Origin of the sequence: Candidatus Pelagibacter sp. (genome assembly GCF_052048095.1) — a bacterium.
Classification (GTDB): domain Bacteria; phylum Pseudomonadota; class Alphaproteobacteria; order Pelagibacterales; family Pelagibacteraceae; genus Pelagibacter.
The window spans coordinates 499,024-519,729 of sequence record NZ_JBNAKG010000001.1 but is presented as its reverse complement, the minus strand read 5'-3'; the positions used below and the strand labels follow the sequence as shown (position 1 = coordinate 519,729).

Sequence of the window (20,706 nt, the reverse complement as noted above, 5' to 3'; positions counted from 1 at the left end):
AGATTATTTTTTTTGATCAAGCGGATGATTATTTCCATCTAGAACTGCAATATCATTCATTTTAAAAGTATCAATTTCATCTACACAACCTACATTAAAACCTGTCATTGCTGGATTGCTTCTTGGATTATGGTGAGTGTAAATACCACAAACAGAACAAAAGTAATGTTTAGCGATTTTGCTGTGAAATTGATAAAGTTTTAATTTATCTTCACCTTTAGTGATTTTAAAATCTTCATTTTTAACCATAGACATAACTGCACCTTTTCTTTTACAAATAGAACAGTTACACTTAACTACTTTTTCTAAATCTCCACTTATATTAATTTCTGCTTCAACTGCTCCGCAATGACATGTAAGTTTTTTCATAATTTATTTCCTATTGGTTATTATATTTTGCGTAAACTTTTTCTCTTTCGCTTTTATTCATTCCTTCAGTTTCTTCGATAAATTTATTTCTTAACTCTCTTGTCTTTAATATAAAGAAACAAACTGTATCTTTGCTATGATAAATTGCTTTTAATTCATCATCTATCTCATTCAATTCGTTTGGAATGTCTGCTTTTATACAAATCATACTTTTCCTTTTGATTATTTAATGACTACTTATTGTAAAAGTTATCCACATGTCTACTAAATGTTGTTTTGGATGTTCACGTTTTGATTCACTTTTGATTCAATTACGGACTCAAAATACAACCTATTGAGTGTATTAAATAAATAGTCTATAAAAGAGAACAAAACAAGAACATGAAATTAACTATTCCTTATTATTTACATAAAGCAGGCGCTGGATTTCCCTCTCCTGCAACAGATTATATCGAAGAAGATATTGATCTTAATATGCATTTAATAAGAAATGTTCCTGCCACTTTCATCATTAGAGTTCAGGGTAAATCAATGGTTGATGTTGGTATTAACGATGGCGATTTATTAGTTGTCGATAAAAGTTTAAAACCAAAAAATTTTTCAACTGTAATTGCAAACGTTCATGACGAACTAGTTGTTAAAACTTTAGTTCAAGAAAGAGATAAAAAATTTTTAACTTCAGGATCCAAAGAATTTTCTGACAGAATTTTAATTAATGAAGAGCAAGATATTTTTATTTGGGGAGTTGTAACTTATGTCATCCATTCAACATACTAAAAAGATAGCTTTAGTTGATTGTAATTCTTTTTATGTTTCTTGTGAAAGACTATTCAATCCCAAGATAAGAAAAAAACCGGTTGTTGTTTTATCAAACAATGATGGTTGTATCATTTCAAGATCAAACGAAGCAAAAGCTTTGGGTATCAAAATGGGTGAGCCATACTTTAAAGCTAAAAATATTATTATTAAGAATGATGTTCAAGTTTTTTCATCAAACTATTCTTTATATGGTGATCTATCTAGAAGAGTAATGAGAACTTTAAAAAGATTTAATTCACAAATAGAAGTTTATTCAATTGATGAAGCTTTTATGGATTTATCAAATTTTTCTGATGAAGACGTAGAAAGAGTAGGAAAAGAAATTAGAGAAACTGTTTTACAATGGACTGGCATTCCAACCAGTATTGGGATTGCTAAGACTAAAACTCTAAGTAAAATTGCAAATCATATTGCTAAGAAAAAACTATCTGGAGTTACAAGTTTAATTGGTATTGAAAATCTAGACCCAATATTAGAAAAGGTTGAGATTAATGATGTTTGGGGTGTTGGTAGACAACTTACAAAATTTTATCAAAAAAATGGAATATATAATGCGAAACAGCTTAAGAATAAATCTAATACTTGGATCAAAAAATGTTCTAATGTTTTAAGTTCAAGAACTGCAATGGAACTTAGGGGTATTCCTTGTATTGATTTAGAAACAACACAAACAAAAAGAAAAAGTTGTGTTGTATCAAGATCGTTTGGCAAAAGAATAGAAACTTTTCAAGAATTAAAAGAAGCTGTATCTAATTATTGTTTAAATGCATCTGAAAAAATAAGATCAGAGTCTTTGGTTGCAAAAGCAATCACAGTATTTGTTAGAACAAGTCCTTTTCAAAGAGATTATGGTTATTACTCAAATTCAAAAACAATTGACTTTCCTATTGCAACGAACAACAGTATCGAAACTGTTAAAACTGCAGTAGCAATACTCGAAAGCATATTCAGAAATGGCTATCGATATCAAAAAGCCGGTGTGATGCTGACAGGGCTTAGGGAAGATGATGGAAGAAAAAATTTATTTTCATCTGAAAAAGATGAAAAAATAAATAGTTTAATGAGATCTATTGATAGCACTAATCATAGATATGGACGATCTACACTAAGTCTTGCTAGTGCAGGAGTTCATAAAAAATGGAATATGAGAAGGAATTACTCTTCAAAAATAGATACTGCTGACTTTTATAGTTTGCCCACTATCAGAGCTTAAAAAAACTAATTTTGAATTAATTTAAGTAATTTTTTTTTACTATTAGTTCTGAATAAATTGTCATAGTAGACAACCTGTGTTGGATACTCTCCATAAACTTCTGTCCACCTGCTAATCCAACTATGATAAATGCCAAACTTATTATAAAATTTACCTCCATAACCAGTTCTTCCCTCATAATCGTTATAAAGCTCACCATTTACATACATTTTAACAAAACCTTTTAAAGGATCTTTAGTCATGTTTGCGTGAAATATAATTGTGGTCCACTTCCCTCTCATATCATCGATTTTAAGGTCTTTCTTTACCCACCCGGGAGAATCCATTCCGTTAACAGCAAAATATCTTGGTTCTAAATTGCCTCTTTTGACTCTAAGCATCATTCTTGGGTGCCTTTGTTGATTAGTTTTCCCCCATTCATAAATCTGAAAAAGTGAAGTACTAACAGGCTCAACTGATTTAAAATCTTGAGGTATAAAAATACTTACTGACATCCATTTCTCACCAGTAAACATTTTAGATGAGGAAGAATATTCGCTTCTAGCCCTATCGCCTCCCCCATGTCCTACAACTGCGTCTTTACCATTATTTTTACAATCAGAATAGTTTCCATCATTATCTCTTCCACAGTCTTTTGGTAACAAAGTTATTTTCCATGCTTTTTTACCCAAAGCTGGCGAAGTGACAGTTTCTCTAAAATTAAAAAGTTTTTTGCCTTTAGCTACACTTTTTTTCCATTGAATATTTGTGATTTCTTTAGCAACAACTTTGTTTAATGAATAAGTGGGATTTAGAAATAAAAATAAAAGAAAAACAAAAAATATTATTTTCACTGAACAATTTTACTTAAGATTAATTATATCCTCAATATTTTTCAATGAATTATTATATTCATCAATATTCTCTCTAAGAGATAAACTTGAAATTGAATAAATCATTATCAATAACAAAACAAAGGGAATCAGAGTAATTATTGATGCATTACTTTTTATTAAAAGAATATAAAACACAATAAATAAAGCTGACCTAAATAAAACAGTTTTTCTAAATACGCTAATTATTGATAAAGAATGAGTTATCAAATTTTTAAAACTCATTTTTGATGGTCCAAAATATCTACTACCTCTAACAGAAGGTACCTTGATTAAATCTTTTTCTATTTTCTTTAATGCTCCAGAAAAACTATTCCAAGTTGCTTTTTCTTTTGTCATCTTTTCTACGGTATCTTTTGGAAGACAGGTAAAATTACCATATTTGATAGTGTGTCCTGTAAAAACTAAAGTGATCAATTTATGAATTTTATAGCAAATTTGAAATAAAATACTTTCAGATCTTTTTACTCTCTCACCAACTATTGGCTTGTTATTTGAATTATTTATATTTTCAATAAATTGCAAAATTTCTTCTGGTCTATCTTCACCGTCACCATCCATTGGAATAATGTAATCAAAATCTTCTTTTTCATTGATGTATTTTAAACCGGTTGCAATACATCTTGCGTGGCCTTGGTTTATTTTCATATTTAAAATTTTAACTGATTTTAAATTGTTATATTCTTTAACTGTTTCATCACGATCATGGTTTGAGGCATCATTTACAATTACAATCGATAATTCATATTCTGAACTAATTGATAAACTATCTATCTCATCAACCAATTTAAACACTGATTGCCAATCGTTATAAACGGGGATTAAAATCTTTATCTTCATTTATTGAGCACCCACCATACAGAAAATTTGCGTATTAATCTTTTCTAATTTACCTGAACATTTTCCTTTAAACTCAGCGTTTCCAGAGACATAAATAATTCCACCATTTTGTCTTAATTCATTCTCATTTTTTATACTTTCATACCAAATTGGTCTTGATTTTAAATGATATGAAAGATTGCCTGCATTCCATTCATCGCCAATCACGTAATTTATTTCATTAGAAAAATTCATTTTCCATTTTTTTTCAACTTTTTTTGCTATTTCTTTACCAGGATAATCTGTTCGCTTATTATCTTTAGTAATTGATATGTATCCATACAATGATGGAGATAGGAAAAATAATATAAAAAATATTGTAAAAAATTTATTCAATTTTTTTAAGTTTATTTTATTTTTAAACAGTTCAATAAATAGAACTCCAAAAAATAAGTAAAAAGGTGTCATCCACATTGTTCTAATTTTAGACCCTGAAATTAAAGAAGTTAAAAACATCAAAGCAATAGGAAGCAATGTTACAAAAATAAGAAAAATCAACTTCTTGTTTTTTTTGTCAAATTTGAACTTAAATTTATTTACTAGTGAGTAAATCAGTAAGAAAAATGGAATTAAAATTCCAAATTGCTTTAACAAAAAAGATAATGGATACTTAATATGATCCAATAATTGTTTTTCTTCCATTCCTGTTCTTGCTAATCCATAAGTAATCGTAATGTAGTTATTTTCAGTTAACCAAATAAAATGCGGAACTAATAAAACAAAAAATACCTCTAAAATAATGACATATTTAAAATCAAATTTTTTTTCTTTTTTTAAAAATATAATAAATAAAAAAAATAAACTTATTGAAAATAATAAATAAACAAAAAGGTATTTAGATAAAAAACCTAATACTGAAAAAAGACCTAATAAAACACAATCTTTAAAAGTGATAATTTTATTAGTGTAAATTTTCCAAGAATAATAAACAACTAAAGACCAAAACGGTAATTGGCAAACATTGACATTAAATTCAGGTGTTGTGAAATTATAGAAATAAATGGACTCTAATAACAAAACAGAAATTAAACTTAATGGTTTATTCTTAAAGATTTCAATAGAGAATTTATAAACAAAATAAAAAGCTATAATTACAAATATCTGACTTAATAAATAATACGACCAATCATTTGGACCAAAAATTCTATAAAAGACTTCTGGAAAAAAGGCACTCATTGGTGGATGCTTGTTAAATCCCCAATCTAAATTACTACTCCATGCTAATGCCTCGATTGTATCTAAAGGTAAGTTTATGTTAGTTACTGATGGTATAATGGTCCACAACAACAAGTGGAAAAATAAAAATATATAAAATAATTTATCTATATTTTTGTAGTATCTGGTCATTAACTAGCTTTTTTTACAATAATTAGTCTTTCTTGACACTAATAATCTGCTGAATATACTCCCACAATTCAAAATTTACAGAATGCCTAAAGCAACTAAAACAAAAAAGAAAAAAGTTACAAAAACTAAAGTAAAACCAAAAACTAAAGTTTCTGCTAAACCAAAAGCTTCTCCTAAACCTAAAGCTGCACCTAAAAAGATAGTTGCACCAAAAGGGCCAGTTAAAATCTCAAAAACTTATGAACCAAAAGATACTGAAAAGTATATGTGTGAAAAACATTTGGTATTTTTTAGAATGAGATTAACAGAATGGAGAAAGGATTTAGTTAAAGCTAATAACCAAGCTCTATACAACGGAAGTATGGATGATAATAGTATATCTGCTGATATTGTCGATCAAGCAAATTCATATTTAGATAAAAATGTGGAAATGAAAGCAATTAATAGACAAATAAAATTAATTTCAGAAATTGATAAAGCTTTAATGAGAATTAAAGATGGAACTTATGGTTTCTGTCTAGATACAGCTGATCCAATTGGTCTAAAAAGATTAATGGCTAGACCAGTTGCTAAATATACAATTGCTGCTCAAGAGAAACACGAAAAAGAAGAAAAAGTTCACGCAGACGACTAAGTCTAAATTTTAGGAACTTCTTCGCCATTTTTCATTAAATCAAAACCTTTAATTACTGCTGGTCTTGAAGCTATTTCGGAATACCATCTAGATAAGTTCTTATATTTTTTTAGTCCAATATCATGCCACTCATGTCTTGCAATCCAAGGGAAGGTTGCAATGTCTGCGATGGTATAATTCTCTCCTGCTAAAAACTTTGATTGTTCTAATCTTGTATCCAACTCCTCATAAATTCTTTTAGATATTTTAAAATAACGTTGTTCACCAAATTCACTTTTGCCAGGATTATAATGATGAAATTGATGATGCTGTCCGAGCATAGGACCCACATAACCCATTTGAGCCATTAACCATTGATTAATTTCTGTTCTATCTTTTTCGTTATAATATTTTCCACTTTGTTCACCTAAATAAATTAATATTGCCCCAGACTCAAAAATAGTTTGATTGTTTTTAGCATCTTTAATCACAGGTATTTTACTGAACGGACTTATTTTTTTAAATTCAGGTTTGAATTGATCATCATTACCAATATCAATAAAAGTAACTTTGTAATCATAACCAATTTCCTCTAACATAATGCTAATCTTTTTCCCGTTAGGAGTATTGGCTGTTAGAAGCTCAATCACTTTTTTACACCAAGTCTTTCTTGTGCTGCTTTAGAAGTAGTTGTGAATTCAAATCTTAATTTTTCATCTGGTCTTGCATATTTAAAGCAACCTCTTGCTGCAAGTGCACCTTCATGAAAACCTGACAATATAAGTTTTAGTTTACCTGGATAAGAACAAATATCTCCTATCGCAAATATTCCTTCTTTATTCGTTTCAAAGTTTTCTGTGTTAACTTCAATTGTTTTTTTATTAATATTTAAATCCCACTCTAAAATTGGTCCTAACTGCATAATTAAACCAAAAAAACCTAACACATAATCAGATTTTAATTCTTTAATCTCACCTTCATCATGTTTAATTTTTATATTTTCTATTGAGCCATTACCTTGAATAGAGTCTAATTGATATTTAGTATAAAGATTTATTTTTCCTGAACTCGCAAGATCTTTAACTTTTTGTACACTTGCTTCTGCACCGCTAAATCCATCTCTTCTATGAATTAAATTCACATTACTTTCATTTGATAACTCCATCGCCCAATCTAAAGCTGAGTCTCCCCCACCAAATATAGATATATTTTTTCCTTTAAATATTGATTTATCTTTTATTGAGTAAAATAAATTTTTACCTTCAAACTTCTCTATATCTTTTGTAGGAAATTTCCTTGGTTCAAATGAACCAACACCACCTGCAATTACAATTGATGCAACTTCAAATTCCTTTTGATTACTTGTTTTTACATTCCAAATGTTTCCATTTTTTTTAACTTCTTCAACTCTATCGTTTAAATGAAATTTGACGTTAAACGGTTCTATCTGTTTAATTAAATTGTTTGTTAATTCTTCACCCGTACATTCTGGAACGGCTGGAATATCATAAATTGGTTTATCAGGATAAAGCTCAATACACTGACCACCAACCTTATCAAGGTTATCAACTATTTCACACTTCAATCCGATCAAACCTAATTGATGAGCACAAAACAAACCTGTTGGACCAGCGCCAATAATTAATACATCTGTTTTGATCATTATCCTTGCTTTGATGGAATATTTACTGTCAAACCTTCTAATTCATCTGACACAATTAATTGACAACTTAGTCTACTATTTTGTTTTGGCTCAAAAGCCATATCAAGCATATCCTCTTCACCATCTTCTTTTGCAGGTAGCTTGTCTAACCATTCTTCTTTTACATACACATGGCAGGTTGCACATGCCATTCCACCACCGCAGTCAGCATCAATTCCTGGAATATCATTTTGCACCGCACCCTCCATCACTGTCAGTCCGTTTTGGACATCAATTGAATGAGTTTGATTGTCGTGCGTGATATAATTTATCTTAGTCATGTCTAGAATATAGTATTAAAAAAAAATAGGGCAAGTATGTGGTTACATACCTGCCCTATCTTAAAAATTTAACTTAGTAAAACTTATTACTTAGCTCTACCAGGTTGTTGCATAGCTGCTGCCCAAATGATTAGACCGAAAGCGATCTTATTCAAGAAGTCAGCTGCGTTGTAAATCACGTTTAGTGAGTTAGCATCTACACCACCTGTTAGGTAACCAAAAATGTAACCTAATGGGTAGATCGCCCAACCTACAGTAACGATCATTCTCATCGCACCAAAAGCAGTAACAAGTGCCTTGTTTCCACTCTTAGCAGCTCTTTTACCTGCTTCACCTGAGAATACTTCATATAAGATGTATACCCAACCAGCCATACCGATAATGAAACCAAGTGTAGCGTTGATGTATCCAGCTTCTCCTAAGTATCCACCTACTAGCATTACTAATGTACCAATCATCAGTCTCCAGAAAATTCCTGAATCTGCTTTATTTACTGCTGATAATACAAAGTAGAACTCAAGCATCAATAAAGGTACTGTAATTAACCAGTCAATGTATCTGTATACAGTTGGTGAGTCACCAGTCATGATCCATACATCTCTCATGTACATGTAGTGTACGAATGCAATACCAGTTACTAGACCAGCAACTGTCATAGAAACTCTCCATCCAGCCGGTACTGAACTTCTTTCTAGGAAAAAGAATACAGTAGAAGCTAAACATGCCATAGACACTAGCCAAAATGAAATTCCTACGAAATCATCCTGTGCTAACATGACAGTTTCTGCGTTTGCTACACCTGTAACACCCATAAGAGCAACAGCTGTAAGAGCAAACAATTTAAGTTTATTCATAAAAAACTCCCTCTTTCGTTAGTTTTTATTTATTAGTTTATATAAACTAAGCTTAGGTAACCCTAAGCAAAAGTTGGGGTTAAATAGCAAATTAAAACAGATTATAGAAGGATTAATTTGATTAATTTTCGTTGATTTTACTTATTTTTTAAATTTAAATACAATTTTAAAGTTAAAAACCTTAAAAATACACAAATTCGAATCAAATTTAATATGTCAGATAAATTTAATAAAATTTATGAAAAATCAATCAAAGAACCGGAAAATTTTTGGAAAGAAGCGGCTGATGACATCTTTTGGTTTAAAAAACCAACAAAAATTTTAAATAAATCTAATCCACCTTTCTATAAATGGTTCGAAGATGGGGTTACAAATACTTGTTATAACGCCTTAGACATTCACATTGATCAAGGCAAGGGCAACAAAACAGCATTAATTTACGATAGTCCAATTACTGGCAACAAAAGTAAGTTCACTTATGAAGAATTAAGATCAAAAGTTTCAAAATTTGCAGGTGCACTAGTCAATCAAGGTGTCAAAAAAGGTGACAGAGTGATCATATACATGCCTATGATCCCTGAGGCGGTAATAGCAATGCTAGCTTGTGCTAGGATTGGAGCAATTCATTCAGTTGTCTTCGGTGGTTTTGCCTCTAATGAGCTTGCAAGCAGGATTGATGACAGTAAGGCTAAACTTTTAGTGACAGCTTCATGTGGTTTTGAGCCTGGTCGAACAGTTGAGTACAAACCTTTAGTAGACGAAGCAATTAAACAAGCAAGTCACAAGATAAGTAAGATGATTTTATTTCAAAGGGATGGTAACGAAGTAAAATTAAATGAGCCAATGGAAATTAGTTGGGACGAAGCTCTGTCTGATGCAAATGATCATGATTGTGTTGAAATAAACTCTAATGACTATGCTTACATTCTTTATACTTCAGGAACAACTGGCACTCCTAAAGGGATCGTAAGGGATGTAGGTGGCCACATAGTTGCACTGAAATGGACTATGAAAAATATTTACAACATTGATGCTGACGACATATGGTGGTCTGCAAGTGATATTGGGTGGATTGTTGGTCACTCGTATATTGTGTATGCACCTTTATTTAAAGGTTGCACAACAATTTTATTTGAAGGTAAACCTGTAGGCACTCCTGATGCAGGAACTTTTTGGAGAATTATTTCTGAGTATAATGTTAAATCTCTTTTTACAGCACCAACAGCTTTTAGAGCTATTAAAAAAGAAGATCCTGAAGGAAAATTTTTTTCAAAATATAATTTAGATAGTTTCGAAAGTTTATTTCTTGCTGGTGAAAGAGCTGATCCTGATACAATTAAATGGGCAGAGAATTTATTAAAAGTTCCGGTAATAGACCATTGGTGGCAGACTGAAACAAGTTGGGCAATAAGTTCAAATTGTACTGGAATTGAGATGATGAAAACAAAATATGGTTCTGCTTGTAAAGCTGTCCCTGGTTATGATGTTCAAATAATTAAATCAGATCTAACTTTGGCTAAACCAAATGAAATGGGAGATATTGTAGTTAAACTTCCATTGCCACCTGGAACATTCCCAACTCTGTGGAACGCCGATAAAAGATATGAGGAAAATTACATGAGTAATTATCCTGGTTACTATCAAACTTATGATGCTGGTCATATTGATGATGAAGGTTATATCTGGATTATGTCCAGAACTGATGACATTATTAACGTAGCTGGTCACAGGCTATCAACTGGTGCCATTGAGGAAGTATTATCAGAACATCAATCAGTGGCTGAGTGTGCTGTGCTTGGAATTGCGGATAAATTAAAAGGCCAATTACCCATTGGATTATTAGTTTTAAAAGCGGGTGTAGATAAAGATAATGAGACTATTTCAAAAGAATGTATCAAAATGGTAAGAGATAAAATTGGACCAGTAGCAGCATTTAAAGTTGCTATAGTTATTAAAAGATTACCAAAAACAAGATCTGGTAAGATATTAAGAGGAACAATAAGAAAAATTGCTGACAATGTAGAATATAAAATGCCGCCTACTATTGATGATCCAGCAATACTTGATGAGATAAAACAAGATCTGATAGATAATAAAATCTTAAATAATGGTTAAAACCTACGCTATATTGTTGGTCGCTATTTTTTGTGAAGTAGCCGGTACAATGTTGTTGCCTGTTTCAAATAACTTTACAAAAATAATACCTACATTTTGTTTAGCATTATTTTATCTAACTTCATTTTATTTGATGACTTTTGTAATGGACAAGATCCCAATAGCGATTGTTTATGCTACATGGAGTGGTCTTGGTGTGTTTACCATAGCTATTTTAGGTTATTTCTTTTTTAAACAAACTTTAGCTTGGCAAGCAATAGCTGGTTTGTTTTTAATTGTTATAGGAGTTATTTTAGTAAATAGTTTTGCGGTAAAGCTTAATTAAATTGCAGAGGAGTTCCATCTGGTTCTCCAATGATTTCACCATTTTTCATTTTAATGTTTCCGGCAATTATAGTTGCAACTGGAGTACCTTTGAATTCATCACCATCAAAAGGAGACCATCCACATTTACTTTCAATTTTTTTATTTTCTATTTTTATAATCTTATTCATATCAATTACGGTAAAGTCAGCATCATAACCTTCCTTAATAAAACCTTTATTTTTAATTCCAAAAATTTTAACTGGGTTTTCACAAACTAGATTAATTAATTGCTCCAAAGACAATCTTCCTTCATTAATATGATTTAACATTATTGGCATTAAAGTTTGAACACCTGGCATTCCAGATGGTGAGTTGGGATATTCTTTGTCTTTATTTACTTTTAAATGAGGCGCATGATCTGAACCAATAGTATCATTCAAATTATTTTTAACAGCATACCATAATCTATCATAATGAGATTTGTCTCTTAAGGGTGGATTCATCTGTGCATACGTTCCAAGTTTATTGTAACAATCTGGTGCGTAAATTGTTAAATGCTGTGGGGTAATTTCAAAAGTAATATTACCTTTGTGTTGAGATAAAAAATCTACTTCTTGTTTGGTTGTAACGTGAAGTATATGTGCTTTCTTTTTATAACGTTCGGCAATTCTTACAATTCGTCTTGTTGATGAAATTGCACATTCATCACTTCTCCAGACAGGATGTGTATGAACATCACCTTGCTTAATTAATTTTTTATTTCTAATTAATATTTCCTCATCTTCTGAATGAACAGAAACTACTTTTGAACTATTTTTAAATACAGTCTCAATATCTTTTTCTTCAGCTACCAAAAGATTGCCCGTTGATGATCCAGCAAAAAGTTTAATACCACAACAACCTTCAAGATTTTTTAAATCTGCAAGCTCATCTGCGTTATCAGCTGTTGCACCAAAATAAAAAGCATAGTTGCAATACATTCTATTTTTTGCGAGATCTAACTTTCTTTGAAATTCTCTTTTATTTGAAGTTGGCGGGTTTGTATTTGGCATTTCAAACACAGCAGTAATTCCACCTACTATAGCTGCTCTGCTCCCAGAGTGCAGATCTTCAGTATCTGTTGAGCCTGGTTCTCTAAAATGCGTTTGAGTATCTATACAGCCTGGTAAGACTGTTTGATTTTTAGCGTCATAGATTTCTTTTGCTTCTTCGTTGATTTCACCGATCTTAAAAATTTTACCATCTTTAACGGCAATATCTTTAGTTTCTAATTTGCCATCAATATAGCATTTACCATTTCTTATTATTAGGTCTAACATTTCTAGGAAAAGTAATTATATTATTTCTGTCAATCAATCAAATATGAATAATAGTGTTTACATTTTAGAGGACCGAGCATTACTTTATATAAGTGGAGAAGATGCTCAAAGCTTTCTTCAAAATCTAATTACCAATGACATTAATAAAATTACAGAAAACAAAAGCAGTTTTGCATCTTTGCTTACGCCTCAAGGAAAATTTTTATATGAGTTTTTTGTTATAAAACATAAACTTGGTTACTTTCTAGACTGTGAAAAATCTCAGGCTGAAAATTTATTCAAACAGTTAAATATCTATAAAATAAGATCTAAAATAGATATCTTAAATCTTAGTAACGAGTTTGTTGTTGTTTCATTTGATAAAAATAAGTTTCTATCTTTAGATGAAGCAAAAGAAGAGCCAGGAAATACAATTAAATTTAGAGAGGATCCAATATTTTTAGATCCGAGAAATTCTGAACTCGGAGCAAGATTAATTATCAATCTTGAAAAACTCTATCTTTCATTAAAAAAACTTGGTTTAAAGGATGATAATATTGAAAAATATTATGAAAAAAGTTTTGATTTAGGGATTGTTCCAAAGAACCTAAATGACCTTCAAAATAAATTATTTGGTATCGAATGTAATCTCGAAGAATTAAATGCAATTGATTTCAAAAAAGGTTGCTATGTAGGCCAAGAAAACACCGCTAGAATAAAATTAAAAGATAAGCTTTCAAAAAGACTTTTGCCTTTAAAAGTTATTGATGGATATATAGAAAAAGATGAGCCTATTTTTCATAATGAAAAAGAAATTGGTAAAATCTTGATTAATGACCAAAAATATCCTTTTGGATTAATTAAATTTAAAGATGATAATTTTAAATCAAATTTAAAATTTAAAACTAAAAACTCATCAATTGAAATAAATTTACCTAAATGGATCAAAATTTAGTGAATTGGTGCGGCCAGAGAGACTCGAACTCCTTGGCACATGGTCTTTGGGCCTAGAACAGCAACACTTTTTTAAACGTCTGCCATAAACCAACACACTCACAACACAGTGAGAGTTAGAAAGGGGGTACAATGGCAAAACAATCACATTTAAAACCTAGAACGCCAGAGCAAGTTTTAAAAAGAATAATGAATGATTTTTCAGCTCACCAGGCTAGAGCAAAAGATGCTTTTGAAGTAACGCAGGAAATGCCGAAATATTTCTTTTGTGATTATGAAGAAATGAGAAGAATAGTTCAGAATAACTTTGCTTATTTAGGGGTAAAAATAAGAGCGTGGAAGAAAAAAAATACTTAATCTTCAATACATAGACTCAACGTTCAGGATTTGGTAATCTTGGATTGTGAAAAAAATATTTTTAATATTATTTTTGTTCCTATTAACTTCTTGTGCAAATGCACCAGTTGGATGGGGTGGTAAATATGAAGTTGTGCAATCAAATTCTAAATCAATTACTATCAAATATGACACAATCCTTGGAGTAAACTCTATTTACGAACCTGCAAATGAACATTGCAAAAAATTCGATAAAGAACCTGTCAAAACAACTAAAACGAAAGACGCTTTAGGAATAGCGGTACAAACTTTTGAATGTAGATGATATGAAAAAGATTTTAGTAATCTTAATCTTAAATTTATTAATATTTAACAAAGTTTCAGCCTTAGAAAAAAAAGGTGGAATAGTAAACAAAGAGAAATATGTAATGTATAATTTAATTATAGAAAAATATAATAATTTTGAAAAAGATTTAAACTCCAAAGTATTTGATTACTGCATTTCTAACCGTATTAAAGGTGGGGGGATTTCACAGGTAATAGATATTGCTGACTGTATATATAATGAGTTAGAAAACCATGCATTAAGACATGATTTAGCTTTTAGTGATCTATCAAACGTATTTTATGCATATTATCAAAATAGGTTTAGAATTGCAAAAACGTATGCCTCTTCTGCTATAATGGATCCAAGTAACGAAAGCCTTGCAAGAGATTATTTTAATACAATTCAAAGAATTAATAAAAGATTGCAACAAGATATGGACGAAAAAATAAAAAAAATAGCTTCAAGGGAAAACGATATTTTTTTAGCAAGAAAACAGAAAGAAGATGGTGGAATAAACGTAAAAGATAATGAGATTGTCCCAGCATCATCGGGTACTGGTTTTTTTATTTCTAAAAATGGAAAATTAGTAACTAACCATCATGTAATAGAAGGATGTAAGGATATTAAAGTCTTTTACAATGATAATTCTTACTTAGCCAATCTTTTGGCCGTTGATAAGATGAATGATCTGGCAATTTTAGAAATCAAAAAAAATGTAGACACCTATTATATGGTAGCCAATGAAGATCCTGAGTTGTTAGAAAACGTAATCATCGCAGGTTTTCCTCTTGGTAAGAACGTCAGCTCTGCAATTAAAACGTCAAAAGGAAGCATTACTGCTCTTGCAGGGTATGGAGATAATTACTCTGAATTTCAAACAGACGCAGCTTTGAACTCAGGAAACAGTGGTGGTCCAATTATGAATGAAGATGGTGAAGTAGTGGGTGTCGCAGTAGCTGCTTATGGTAAGCAAGCAGGTGTTGAGAGTTTTAATTTTGGAATTAAAAATTCAACATTAAAAACTTTTGCTAAAGCCAATAAAATTAAACTTGAAACACCATCAACTTTTAGTTTTTTTAATCCAAATCTTTCTGAGTTAATAAATGAGGGAACTACATATATTGAATGCTGGATGACAGGAAGAGAATTGAAAAAGATGGTAAAAAAACAAAATTCAAGAAAAGCCTTTTTTAGCAAATACACTAAAAAGAATTAATTTAACTATTTAGAGTTTAGAGTAATTTGGGTTTGAAACCCATTGTACCTGGGTTTTTGCATCATTGAGTCAACGTTCAGGATTTGGTAATCTTGGATTGTGAAACGTTTGTTAATTTTTTTATTTGCAATAACCAGCTTAGGTCTTTCATTGCCTACCAATGGTCATAGTGCTGTTTTTTGTAAAAACGATTTTATAGGATGGGGTACAAAATATGAAATTAGAAAGTACGCCTGTCGAAATCATCCAAAAAAACTTACTTCTGAAGAATTTGCTTATGGATATTTGAATGATTCAATAAACAAATCTATTAATGATCTAAATACTCTTAAAGCACTTTTTAAATTACATAAAGTTAATACTGAAATAATTAAAAAAGTTGTATTTGATAATCAAGAATTGTCATCATATCGAAAATTTTATGGAAAAAATGATTTAGATATTACCATTGCAGATAAAACAAAAATAGAAGAAGAAAAAAAGAAAATAGCAGAGGAAAAAAGAAAAATTGAAGAAGAAAAGAAACGTATTGCTGATGCTAAAAAAAAACAAGAAGAGGAAGAAAGAAAAAAGAAAGAAGATAAAGCTAAGCTATATATAATTGGATCTGGTACTGGTTTTTTTGTTAGTGCGGAAGGACATGTTGTATCTAATGACCATGTAGTTGGTATCTGTAAAAAAGTTGTCTCTAAGATTAATGGTGAACTAAAATATTTTAATATTTTGAAAACAGATCAAATAAATGATCTTGGTTTAATTAAAGGTGATTACAAAAGCGCAAGTTACTTAAGTATTAAATCTGATGGTGCAGAATTTGGAGAAGATATTATAGCATTTGGTTATCCATTAGCAGATGCATTAAGCACAAGTGTTAAATTAACAAGAGGAATTGTAAGCTCATTAAGTGGTCCAGGAAACAATTATTCAGAAATTCAAATTGATGCTGCTATTCAACCTGGAAATAGTGGTGGCCCTGTTATGAATATGGATGGTCAAGTTGTTGGTGTGGCATCTTCAGGTCTTAACAAATTATATATGTTAGAAAAATCAGAATATATTCCTGAAAATGTTAATTTTGCTGTTGCATCATCTACGTTGTCAAATTTCCTAAAAGCAAATGGAGTTTCAATTACTAATCAAAAATTTAATATTAAAAATACTAAGGAACTTGCAAAAATTGGAAGGCCTTCAACTTTACAGTTATTTTGCATGAATACAAAAACAGTATTTGATGAATTGAAAAAGAAGAAAAAACATTCAGACGTATTATTTGAAAAGGTTATGGATATTAAATAATGACTGAATTAATTTTAATTGTTTTAATTGGTTTTTTAATAGCAATAGGTTTTGGTTTCTTAGGGATTGCTATATTTTCTAAAATCAAAAATTCTAAAAAATATATTAATAAAAAAAATTTAATTATATTCTGTATTATTTATGCAGTGGCGTTATTGTTTACTGATGCTAATGGTTCTAGATCAATTGCTAGCTCTATAGGCTACTTAGGCTATCCATGGTTGAGTGCTATTTTAACAACAGGTTTGAAAACTAAATTTAAGAAAATTTTTAATGACCAATTTTACTTTGCATTCTTTGGAACATTATTTTTTAGTGTTATATCAACAATCTATTCATCATAGATTTTAAAATGAATAAGACCTTTGTTATAATCATATTATTTTTGTTACCTAATATTTTATTAGCAGAAACTAGTCTTGATTATGTAATGGCTAAAAAAAAAGTAAAGAATTAGATCTTGAACTTAAATGCACAAGACTTGATGACAAAAAAAAATCTGAAATTTTTGCTTACAAAGAAATTAACAACAAACTTTTTGCATATATTTTTGACAAAGAAATGAATGCATATGCATTAGTATCATCTACCGTAAAGAAATTTAGTAAAGAATTTAATGATATAAAATTAAATATCTTTATGGATTTTAAGCCATTACCACCTGAATTCAACTTGGGACACGGTTTAGTTTTAGGGGTAGTTATAAATAAAAATAAAGAATGGAATAGAATTAACTATTTTGTAAAACTTGAAAATGATAAATTACTTTCTGAATGGTATTCCTTAGACACGAAAACTTATGATGCCGAACTTCATAAATGGAGTGAGAAAGCTTACAAAATAATTTCAAAGCAATTAGGTTTTGGTGTCCCGTTTGAAATTGTAGATTTGACCACTTTAAATACTGACGGTTTAATAGATGATAATAACGGAAACGTTTTTATCTCAGAAGAAAATTGTAAAAAACTTTAGTCCCTAGTTTGAAATTTTGTAATAGACAGTGAAGGTTCTGCACTAAATAAAATCTTTAAATCTTTTTCTCTAATATTTAATTTAGTTTTATTAGCAATGTTGTTCAATGTATTATCTTTAATTCTTGTAAACACCATTTCAAAAACTTGGTTTTGAGTATTTTTTAATTTTGATTTTTCGGATTCAATTTTTCTTAGCCGAGTATTGTATTTAAAAATTTGGCTTTTGAACAAGTGTGCCTTACCTACTCCTAAGCTTTCAAGATCTGTCTTCAATTCTGAAAACCTTACTTGTTCTCTAGATCCAATATTTATGGATATGTAAACTAATTTTGCACCATCATTGGTGATATCTAAATTATCAGATATTGCTGCGTAAGTTGGATCAAAAATTCCATAATCCTCATAAAAGTAGAATACTTGAAAATATGGATAAGCACACATATAGCCTGCACCTTTATCAATACATGGTAGACAATCATTTAAGGAGTAGCTTTGTTCAATCATCTTACTCTTATAAGTTATTTCTTGGATTCTAAAATCTTTACATTGTTCTTCTTTTGAATTTCTAGCTGTTTCTATTGGAAAAAATTCTCGTAGTTCAAATTTTAATTTTTTATTTTTACCATCAATTTTTGTTTTTTTAATTCCTGTACCATAATTCTCATAGTAATTTTCATGTTCTACAGTTTTTTTTAACTTCCACTTAAAATCTTCAGCCCATACCTCTATATTTATTAAAGCGAAAAAAAGTATTAACAAAATTCTCATTAAAAAAATCCTTTCGAAAATCCATATTTAAACCAAGGTTTTTTTAATACACTTGTAGCAGGTGCATTTCTAAAAATATTTTGTTGAAAAATTGAAGTACATTTTGCCACCAGAGCTGAACTGCATCCTCCAGAACTAGTGCTTGCTGTTGATGATGACGCAGAACTTGAACCACTAGAAGATTGTCCTCCACTTGATTTCATTAAACTTTTTGACAAATAAGCAATTATAATTGCAATGATTATAAACTTTATAACTTTATTCCAATTAACATCGCTTTTAACTTTTTTGTAATAGTCGGTTCCCAAATAATTCATATAAGTAATAAAATAATTAAATCCTTGATCAGGAGTATATGTTGTGCCTTTTAAACTTTCATTCTTGGCAAAAGCATAAACTTTAGAATTATGTTTAGTCAAGCTGAGAGCATTGCTTACAATAGTTTCTATACGTCTCTTATTTAATAAGTCTGATTTTTGATATATTTCAAAATTTCTAAATTCATTTGCAAAACATTTTATAAAAAGATTATAACTTTCTGTGTCCATACATGTGGTTTGCTCTAAAACTTTCTGAAGTTCTTTTTTTTTTATTTTGGCTTTATAAGAGCTTTCTAATATTTGATTCCAAATAGTAAGAACTTTTTTATTTGATATAAAACCATCTTCTACATTTTCCTGTAAAATATTTGATATAGCTAAGAGGCTCTGAATGTCGTTCTTCTTATTTTTTGATAAATTTGCAAAATGACTTGAAATAAACACTTCTTCATTAAGACACTCGATATATAGTTCAAAATTAGAAATTAGATACTTTTTACAACTAGTAATTTGATGAATTTTAGTTTGCTCAATTATACTACCTGCCAATACAGTTGTGGTAAATGAGTTAAATATTAAAATGCTTGAAATCAAGCAAACTATAAATCTTTTCATCATTTAACATATCATATATAAAAATACTTATAATTCATAATGAGATATACCTTAATAATTCTTTCTATATTTCTATTTAACAAAATTTCTTTTGCTGAAAATTCTCTAGATTATTTATCTTCTGTCAAAGGTTCTCTTGATACACATTATGAATGTAATAATAAGAATAATAATGTATTTCAGTTTGGTTTTAAAAAAATAAATAATAACCTTATGGTTTACAGATGGGAGGAAGCAGAAGAAGTTTATGGTCCATCAATATCAGCAGTAAAAACATTTAAATCAAAATTTCAAGGACAAGAATTTCAAATTTTTTTATTTTTTGAACCAAATTCTCCAACTTTACCTACTGGCTCATCTATTTCTTTACAAGTTCTGGCCAAATCAAAAGAAATGAAAAATTCCATTTATATTGACTATTGGGTTGATAATAGTGAAAATGACAAAAGTGCAGGAAATTCTGTTAAAAATCACATCTATGATGATTGGGAAAATCTTTTTAAAGTTTCTAACGTAGATGATATCATAGAAACACACGATGAAGACTTAATTAAATGGTCAGATAATGTATACAAGTTGTTATCTAAAAAACTTGATTTTGGTGATCCTCTCGAAATGGTAGATTTACAAGTTGCCCCTTGGGAAAAAGTTTTAGTAAAACATAAAGGGAGATTTGTTAGATTTGAGTATTCCTGTAAAGAAAGTTAATTTTAAATAATTTTAGTCCCTTGCCGCCAGATCCAGGGCCCACTCCTCCACTCGCTTACATGGCTACATAGCTAATTTCATGATCTGTCAAAAAAAAATTTTTTCTTGCTAGACTGAATATATTTTTTGATGGATCTCTCTACACCCTAGTTTGCAATGTAATGAGAAAGTATTGGGGAGGGATAAGAGGCAGGGAAAACTCGGAAGAGTAACCCTAAAGTCACCTTAAAAAATTTTAAAAATTATTGAAAAACCTAATATTCTCTAAAAAAATTTAAGGAAACATTTAAATAATTCGAGGTAACCTATAAGTTGATCCTTGGCCCATGATGCCTGAGCCCTGCAAAATGGAAAAGTTTTCAGCAGCTATAAATTTGTCGATTATGCATTACAGGGTAAATACTAGGAGTCCCAAATATAAAAAAAGGGGTACCCCAAAAATTTAGAGTCAAAAATCAGGTTTCGTTTGGTACCTCTATTCCAACACAATTGACTCTCTGAACCAACACAATAACGACTCCAA

General features: G+C 29.9%; 25 protein-coding genes. 13 read left to right on the top strand and 12 right to left on the bottom strand.

The window, feature by feature from the left end:
• Positions 1 to 3: 3 nt before the first annotated feature.
• Together ACTT9P_RS02735 and ACTT9P_RS02730 are read right to left on the bottom strand one after the other, a co-directional pair.
• The gene (locus ACTT9P_RS02735; protein WP_440909162.1) at positions 4 to 369 is read right to left on the bottom strand and encodes a GFA family protein; all 366 of its coding nucleotides are present in this window, start codon (positions 367 to 369) and stop codon (positions 4 to 6) included.
• A gap of 10 nt (positions 370 to 379) precedes the next feature.
• On the bottom strand, positions 380 to 577 hold the full coding sequence (locus ACTT9P_RS02730) for a hypothetical protein (protein ID WP_440909161.1): 198 nt from the start codon (positions 575 to 577) through the stop codon (positions 380 to 382).
• A gap of 173 nt (positions 578 to 750) precedes the next feature.
• On the opposite strand from ACTT9P_RS02730, the gene ACTT9P_RS02725 reads away from it, so the two are divergent.
• Both ACTT9P_RS02725 and ACTT9P_RS02720 read left to right on the top strand, forming a co-directional pair.
• Positions 751 to 1,146, top strand: a complete 396-nt coding sequence (locus tag ACTT9P_RS02725) for a LexA family protein (protein ID WP_034390305.1) — start codon at positions 751 to 753, stop codon at positions 1,144 to 1,146.
• Positions 1,124 to 2,401: a Y-family DNA polymerase gene (locus tag ACTT9P_RS02720; RefSeq protein WP_440909160.1), complete on the top strand. Its 1,278-nt coding sequence runs from the start codon at positions 1,124 to 1,126 to the stop codon at positions 2,399 to 2,401. Before ACTT9P_RS02725 ends, ACTT9P_RS02720 begins: the two co-directional genes overlap by 23 nt.
• Before the next feature lie 5 nt (positions 2,402 to 2,406).
• Here the strand turns inward: ACTT9P_RS02720 and ACTT9P_RS02715 are convergent, their stop codons facing one another.
• From ACTT9P_RS02715 to ACTT9P_RS02705, 3 genes are read right to left on the bottom strand one after another with little or no spacing between them, the layout of a single operon-like run.
• Positions 2,407 to 3,234 carry a heparin lyase I family protein gene (locus ACTT9P_RS02715; protein ID WP_440909159.1) on the bottom strand — a complete coding sequence of 276 codons (828 nt, stop codon included), beginning with the start codon at positions 3,232 to 3,234 and terminating at the stop codon, positions 2,407 to 2,409.
• Between the two features lie 9 nt (positions 3,235 to 3,243).
• A complete protein-coding gene (locus ACTT9P_RS02710; protein WP_440909158.1) occupies positions 3,244 to 4,113 on the bottom strand; it encodes a glycosyltransferase in 870 nt (289 codons plus the stop codon).
• Positions 4,114 to 5,499 (bottom strand): glycosyltransferase family 39 protein, encoded by a 1,386-nt coding sequence (locus ACTT9P_RS02705; protein ID WP_440909157.1) that lies wholly within the window; start codon positions 5,497 to 5,499, stop codon positions 4,114 to 4,116.
• A gap of 82 nt (positions 5,500 to 5,581) precedes the next feature.
• Here ACTT9P_RS02705 and ACTT9P_RS02700 point away from each other — a divergent pair, with 82 nt between their 5' ends.
• The gene (locus tag ACTT9P_RS02700; protein ID WP_440909156.1) at positions 5,582 to 6,133 is read left to right on the top strand and encodes a TraR/DksA family transcriptional regulator; all 552 of its coding nucleotides are present in this window, start codon (positions 5,582 to 5,584) and stop codon (positions 6,131 to 6,133) included.
• Between the two features lie 2 nt (positions 6,134 to 6,135).
• On the opposite strand, the gene ACTT9P_RS02695 is transcribed toward ACTT9P_RS02700, so the two are convergent.
• From ACTT9P_RS02695 to ACTT9P_RS02680, 4 genes are all read right to left on the bottom strand, one after another.
• Entirely contained in the window at positions 6,136 to 6,762 is a 627-nt protein-coding gene (locus ACTT9P_RS02695; RefSeq protein ID WP_440909155.1) for a glutathione S-transferase family protein, read from the bottom strand.
• A complete protein-coding gene (locus tag ACTT9P_RS02690; RefSeq protein WP_440909154.1) occupies positions 6,759 to 7,775 on the bottom strand; it encodes an NAD(P)/FAD-dependent oxidoreductase in 1,017 nt (338 codons plus the stop codon). Before ACTT9P_RS02690 ends, ACTT9P_RS02695 begins: the two co-directional genes overlap by 4 nt.
• Positions 7,775 to 8,095 (bottom strand): 2Fe-2S iron-sulfur cluster-binding protein, encoded by a 321-nt coding sequence (locus ACTT9P_RS02685; protein WP_440909153.1) that lies wholly within the window; start codon positions 8,093 to 8,095, stop codon positions 7,775 to 7,777. Before ACTT9P_RS02685 ends, ACTT9P_RS02690 begins: the two co-directional genes overlap by 1 nt.
• Positions 8,096 to 8,181: 86 nt before the next feature.
• Positions 8,182 to 8,949, bottom strand: a complete 768-nt coding sequence (locus ACTT9P_RS02680) for a bacteriorhodopsin-like (protein WP_440909152.1) — start codon at positions 8,947 to 8,949, stop codon at positions 8,182 to 8,184.
• 213 nt (positions 8,950 to 9,162) lie between these two features.
• Here ACTT9P_RS02680 and ACTT9P_RS02675 point away from each other — a divergent pair, with 213 nt between their 5' ends.
• Both ACTT9P_RS02675 and ACTT9P_RS02670 read left to right on the top strand, forming a co-directional pair.
• The gene (locus ACTT9P_RS02675; RefSeq protein ID WP_440909151.1) at positions 9,163 to 11,064 is read left to right on the top strand and encodes a propionyl-CoA synthetase; all 1,902 of its coding nucleotides are present in this window, start codon (positions 9,163 to 9,165) and stop codon (positions 11,062 to 11,064) included.
• Positions 11,057 to 11,389, top strand: coding sequence for a DMT family transporter (locus ACTT9P_RS02670; RefSeq protein WP_440909150.1), 333 nt, complete (start codon positions 11,057 to 11,059; stop codon positions 11,387 to 11,389). The genes ACTT9P_RS02675 and ACTT9P_RS02670 overlap by 8 nt, the downstream gene beginning before the upstream one ends.
• On the opposite strand, the gene ACTT9P_RS02665 is transcribed toward ACTT9P_RS02670, so the two are convergent.
• Positions 11,382 to 12,689, bottom strand: coding sequence for a dihydroorotase (locus ACTT9P_RS02665; protein ID WP_440909149.1), 1,308 nt, complete (start codon positions 12,687 to 12,689; stop codon positions 11,382 to 11,384). The genes ACTT9P_RS02670 and ACTT9P_RS02665 overlap by 8 nt on opposite strands.
• Positions 12,690 to 12,732: 43 nt before the next feature.
• Between ACTT9P_RS02665 and ygfZ the strand changes: the two genes are divergently transcribed.
• The 7 genes from ygfZ to ACTT9P_RS02630 all read left to right on the top strand — a co-directional run bounded on the left by ygfZ (position 12,733) and on the right by ACTT9P_RS02630 (position 17,770).
• Positions 12,733 to 13,623: a CAF17-like 4Fe-4S cluster assembly/insertion protein YgfZ gene (ygfZ, locus tag ACTT9P_RS02660; protein ID WP_440909148.1), complete on the top strand. Its 891-nt coding sequence runs from the start codon at positions 12,733 to 12,735 to the stop codon at positions 13,621 to 13,623.
• 131 nt (positions 13,624 to 13,754) lie between these two features.
• Positions 13,755 to 13,979 carry a hypothetical protein gene (locus ACTT9P_RS02655; RefSeq protein ID WP_440909147.1) on the top strand — a complete coding sequence of 75 codons (225 nt, stop codon included), beginning with the start codon at positions 13,755 to 13,757 and terminating at the stop codon, positions 13,977 to 13,979.
• 46 nt (positions 13,980 to 14,025) lie between these two features.
• On the top strand, positions 14,026 to 14,283 hold the full coding sequence (locus ACTT9P_RS02650) for a hypothetical protein (RefSeq protein WP_440909146.1): 258 nt from the start codon (positions 14,026 to 14,028) through the stop codon (positions 14,281 to 14,283).
• 1 nt (position 14,284) lies between these two features.
• Positions 14,285 to 15,502 (top strand): S1C family serine protease, encoded by a 1,218-nt coding sequence (locus ACTT9P_RS02645; protein ID WP_440909145.1) that lies wholly within the window; start codon positions 14,285 to 14,287, stop codon positions 15,500 to 15,502.
• Positions 15,503 to 15,601: 99 nt separating this feature from the next.
• Positions 15,602 to 16,798 (top strand): S1C family serine protease, encoded by a 1,197-nt coding sequence (locus tag ACTT9P_RS02640; RefSeq protein WP_440909144.1) that lies wholly within the window; start codon positions 15,602 to 15,604, stop codon positions 16,796 to 16,798.
• Complete coding sequence (locus tag ACTT9P_RS02635; RefSeq protein ID WP_440909143.1) at positions 16,798 to 17,142, top strand: hypothetical protein; 345 nt, start codon at positions 16,798 to 16,800, stop codon at positions 17,140 to 17,142. Before ACTT9P_RS02640 ends, ACTT9P_RS02635 begins: the two co-directional genes overlap by 1 nt.
• Before the next feature lie 217 nt (positions 17,143 to 17,359).
• Positions 17,360 to 17,770 carry a hypothetical protein gene (locus tag ACTT9P_RS02630; RefSeq protein ID WP_440909142.1) on the top strand — a complete coding sequence of 137 codons (411 nt, stop codon included), beginning with the start codon at positions 17,360 to 17,362 and terminating at the stop codon, positions 17,768 to 17,770.
• Here ACTT9P_RS02630 and ACTT9P_RS02625 read toward each other — a convergent pair.
• Together ACTT9P_RS02625 and ACTT9P_RS02620 are read right to left on the bottom strand one after the other, a co-directional pair.
• Positions 17,767 to 18,540, bottom strand: a complete 774-nt coding sequence (locus ACTT9P_RS02625; protein WP_440909141.1) for a hypothetical protein — start codon at positions 18,538 to 18,540, stop codon at positions 17,767 to 17,769. The two genes, ACTT9P_RS02630 and ACTT9P_RS02625, sit on opposite strands and share 4 nt — an antisense overlap.
• Entirely contained in the window at positions 18,540 to 19,478 is a 939-nt protein-coding gene (locus ACTT9P_RS02620) for a hypothetical protein (RefSeq protein WP_440909140.1), read from the bottom strand. The genes ACTT9P_RS02625 and ACTT9P_RS02620 overlap by 1 nt, the downstream gene beginning before the upstream one ends.
• A 36-nt stretch (positions 19,479 to 19,514) precedes the next feature.
• On the opposite strand from ACTT9P_RS02620, the gene ACTT9P_RS02615 reads away from it, so the two are divergent.
• Entirely contained in the window at positions 19,515 to 20,183 is a 669-nt protein-coding gene (locus tag ACTT9P_RS02615; RefSeq protein WP_440909139.1) for a hypothetical protein, read from the top strand.
• Positions 20,184 to 20,706 lie beyond the last annotated feature (523 nt).

Bases quoted from the DNA above. Each gene is read 5' to 3' on its own strand.
- ACTT9P_RS02730 (WP_440909161.1), bottom strand. From the start codon at position 577: ATGATTTGTATAAAAGCAGACATTCCAAACGAATTGAATGAGATAGAT.
- ACTT9P_RS02665 (WP_440909149.1), bottom strand. From the start codon at position 12,689: ATGTTAGACCTAATAATAAGAAATGGTAAATGCTATATTGATGGCAAA.
- ACTT9P_RS02720 (WP_440909160.1), top strand. From the start codon at position 1,124: ATGTCATCCATTCAACATACTAAAAAGATAGCTTTAGTTGATTGTAAT.
- ACTT9P_RS02620 (WP_440909140.1), bottom strand. From the start codon at position 19,478: ATGATGAAAAGATTTATAGTTTGCTTGATTTCAAGCATTTTAATATTT.
- ACTT9P_RS02635 (WP_440909143.1), top strand. From the start codon at position 16,798: ATGACTGAATTAATTTTAATTGTTTTAATTGGTTTTTTAATAGCAATA.
- ACTT9P_RS02655 (WP_440909147.1), top strand. From the start codon at position 13,755: ATGGCAAAACAATCACATTTAAAACCTAGAACGCCAGAGCAAGTTTTA.
- ACTT9P_RS02615 (WP_440909139.1), top strand. From the start codon at position 19,515: ATGAGATATACCTTAATAATTCTTTCTATATTTCTATTTAACAAAATT.
- ACTT9P_RS02685 (WP_440909153.1), bottom strand. From the start codon at position 8,095: ATGACTAAGATAAATTATATCACGCACGACAATCAAACTCATTCAATT.
- ACTT9P_RS02645 (WP_440909145.1), top strand. From the start codon at position 14,285: ATGAAAAAGATTTTAGTAATCTTAATCTTAAATTTATTAATATTTAAC.
- ACTT9P_RS02710 (WP_440909158.1), bottom strand. From the start codon at position 4,113: ATGAAGATAAAGATTTTAATCCCCGTTTATAACGATTGGCAATCAGTG.
- ACTT9P_RS02735 (WP_440909162.1), bottom strand. From the start codon at position 369: ATGAAAAAACTTACATGTCATTGCGGAGCAGTTGAAGCAGAAATTAAT.
- ACTT9P_RS02625 (WP_440909141.1), bottom strand. From the start codon at position 18,540: ATGAGAATTTTGTTAATACTTTTTTTCGCTTTAATAAATATAGAGGTA.
- ACTT9P_RS02675 (WP_440909151.1), top strand. From the start codon at position 9,163: ATGTCAGATAAATTTAATAAAATTTATGAAAAATCAATCAAAGAACCG.
- ACTT9P_RS02670 (WP_440909150.1), top strand. From the start codon at position 11,057: ATGGTTAAAACCTACGCTATATTGTTGGTCGCTATTTTTTGTGAAGTA.
- ACTT9P_RS02700 (WP_440909156.1), top strand. From the start codon at position 5,582: ATGCCTAAAGCAACTAAAACAAAAAAGAAAAAAGTTACAAAAACTAAA.
- ACTT9P_RS02690 (WP_440909154.1), bottom strand. From the start codon at position 7,775: ATGATCAAAACAGATGTATTAATTATTGGCGCTGGTCCAACAGGTTTG.
- ygfZ (WP_440909148.1), top strand. From the start codon at position 12,733: ATGAATAATAGTGTTTACATTTTAGAGGACCGAGCATTACTTTATATA.
- ACTT9P_RS02705 (WP_440909157.1), bottom strand. From the start codon at position 5,499: ATGACCAGATACTACAAAAATATAGATAAATTATTTTATATATTTTTA.
- ACTT9P_RS02630 (WP_440909142.1), top strand. From the start codon at position 17,360: ATGAATGCATATGCATTAGTATCATCTACCGTAAAGAAATTTAGTAAA.
- ACTT9P_RS02680 (WP_440909152.1), bottom strand. From the start codon at position 8,949: ATGAATAAACTTAAATTGTTTGCTCTTACAGCTGTTGCTCTTATGGGT.
- ACTT9P_RS02725 (WP_034390305.1), top strand. From the start codon at position 751: ATGAAATTAACTATTCCTTATTATTTACATAAAGCAGGCGCTGGATTT.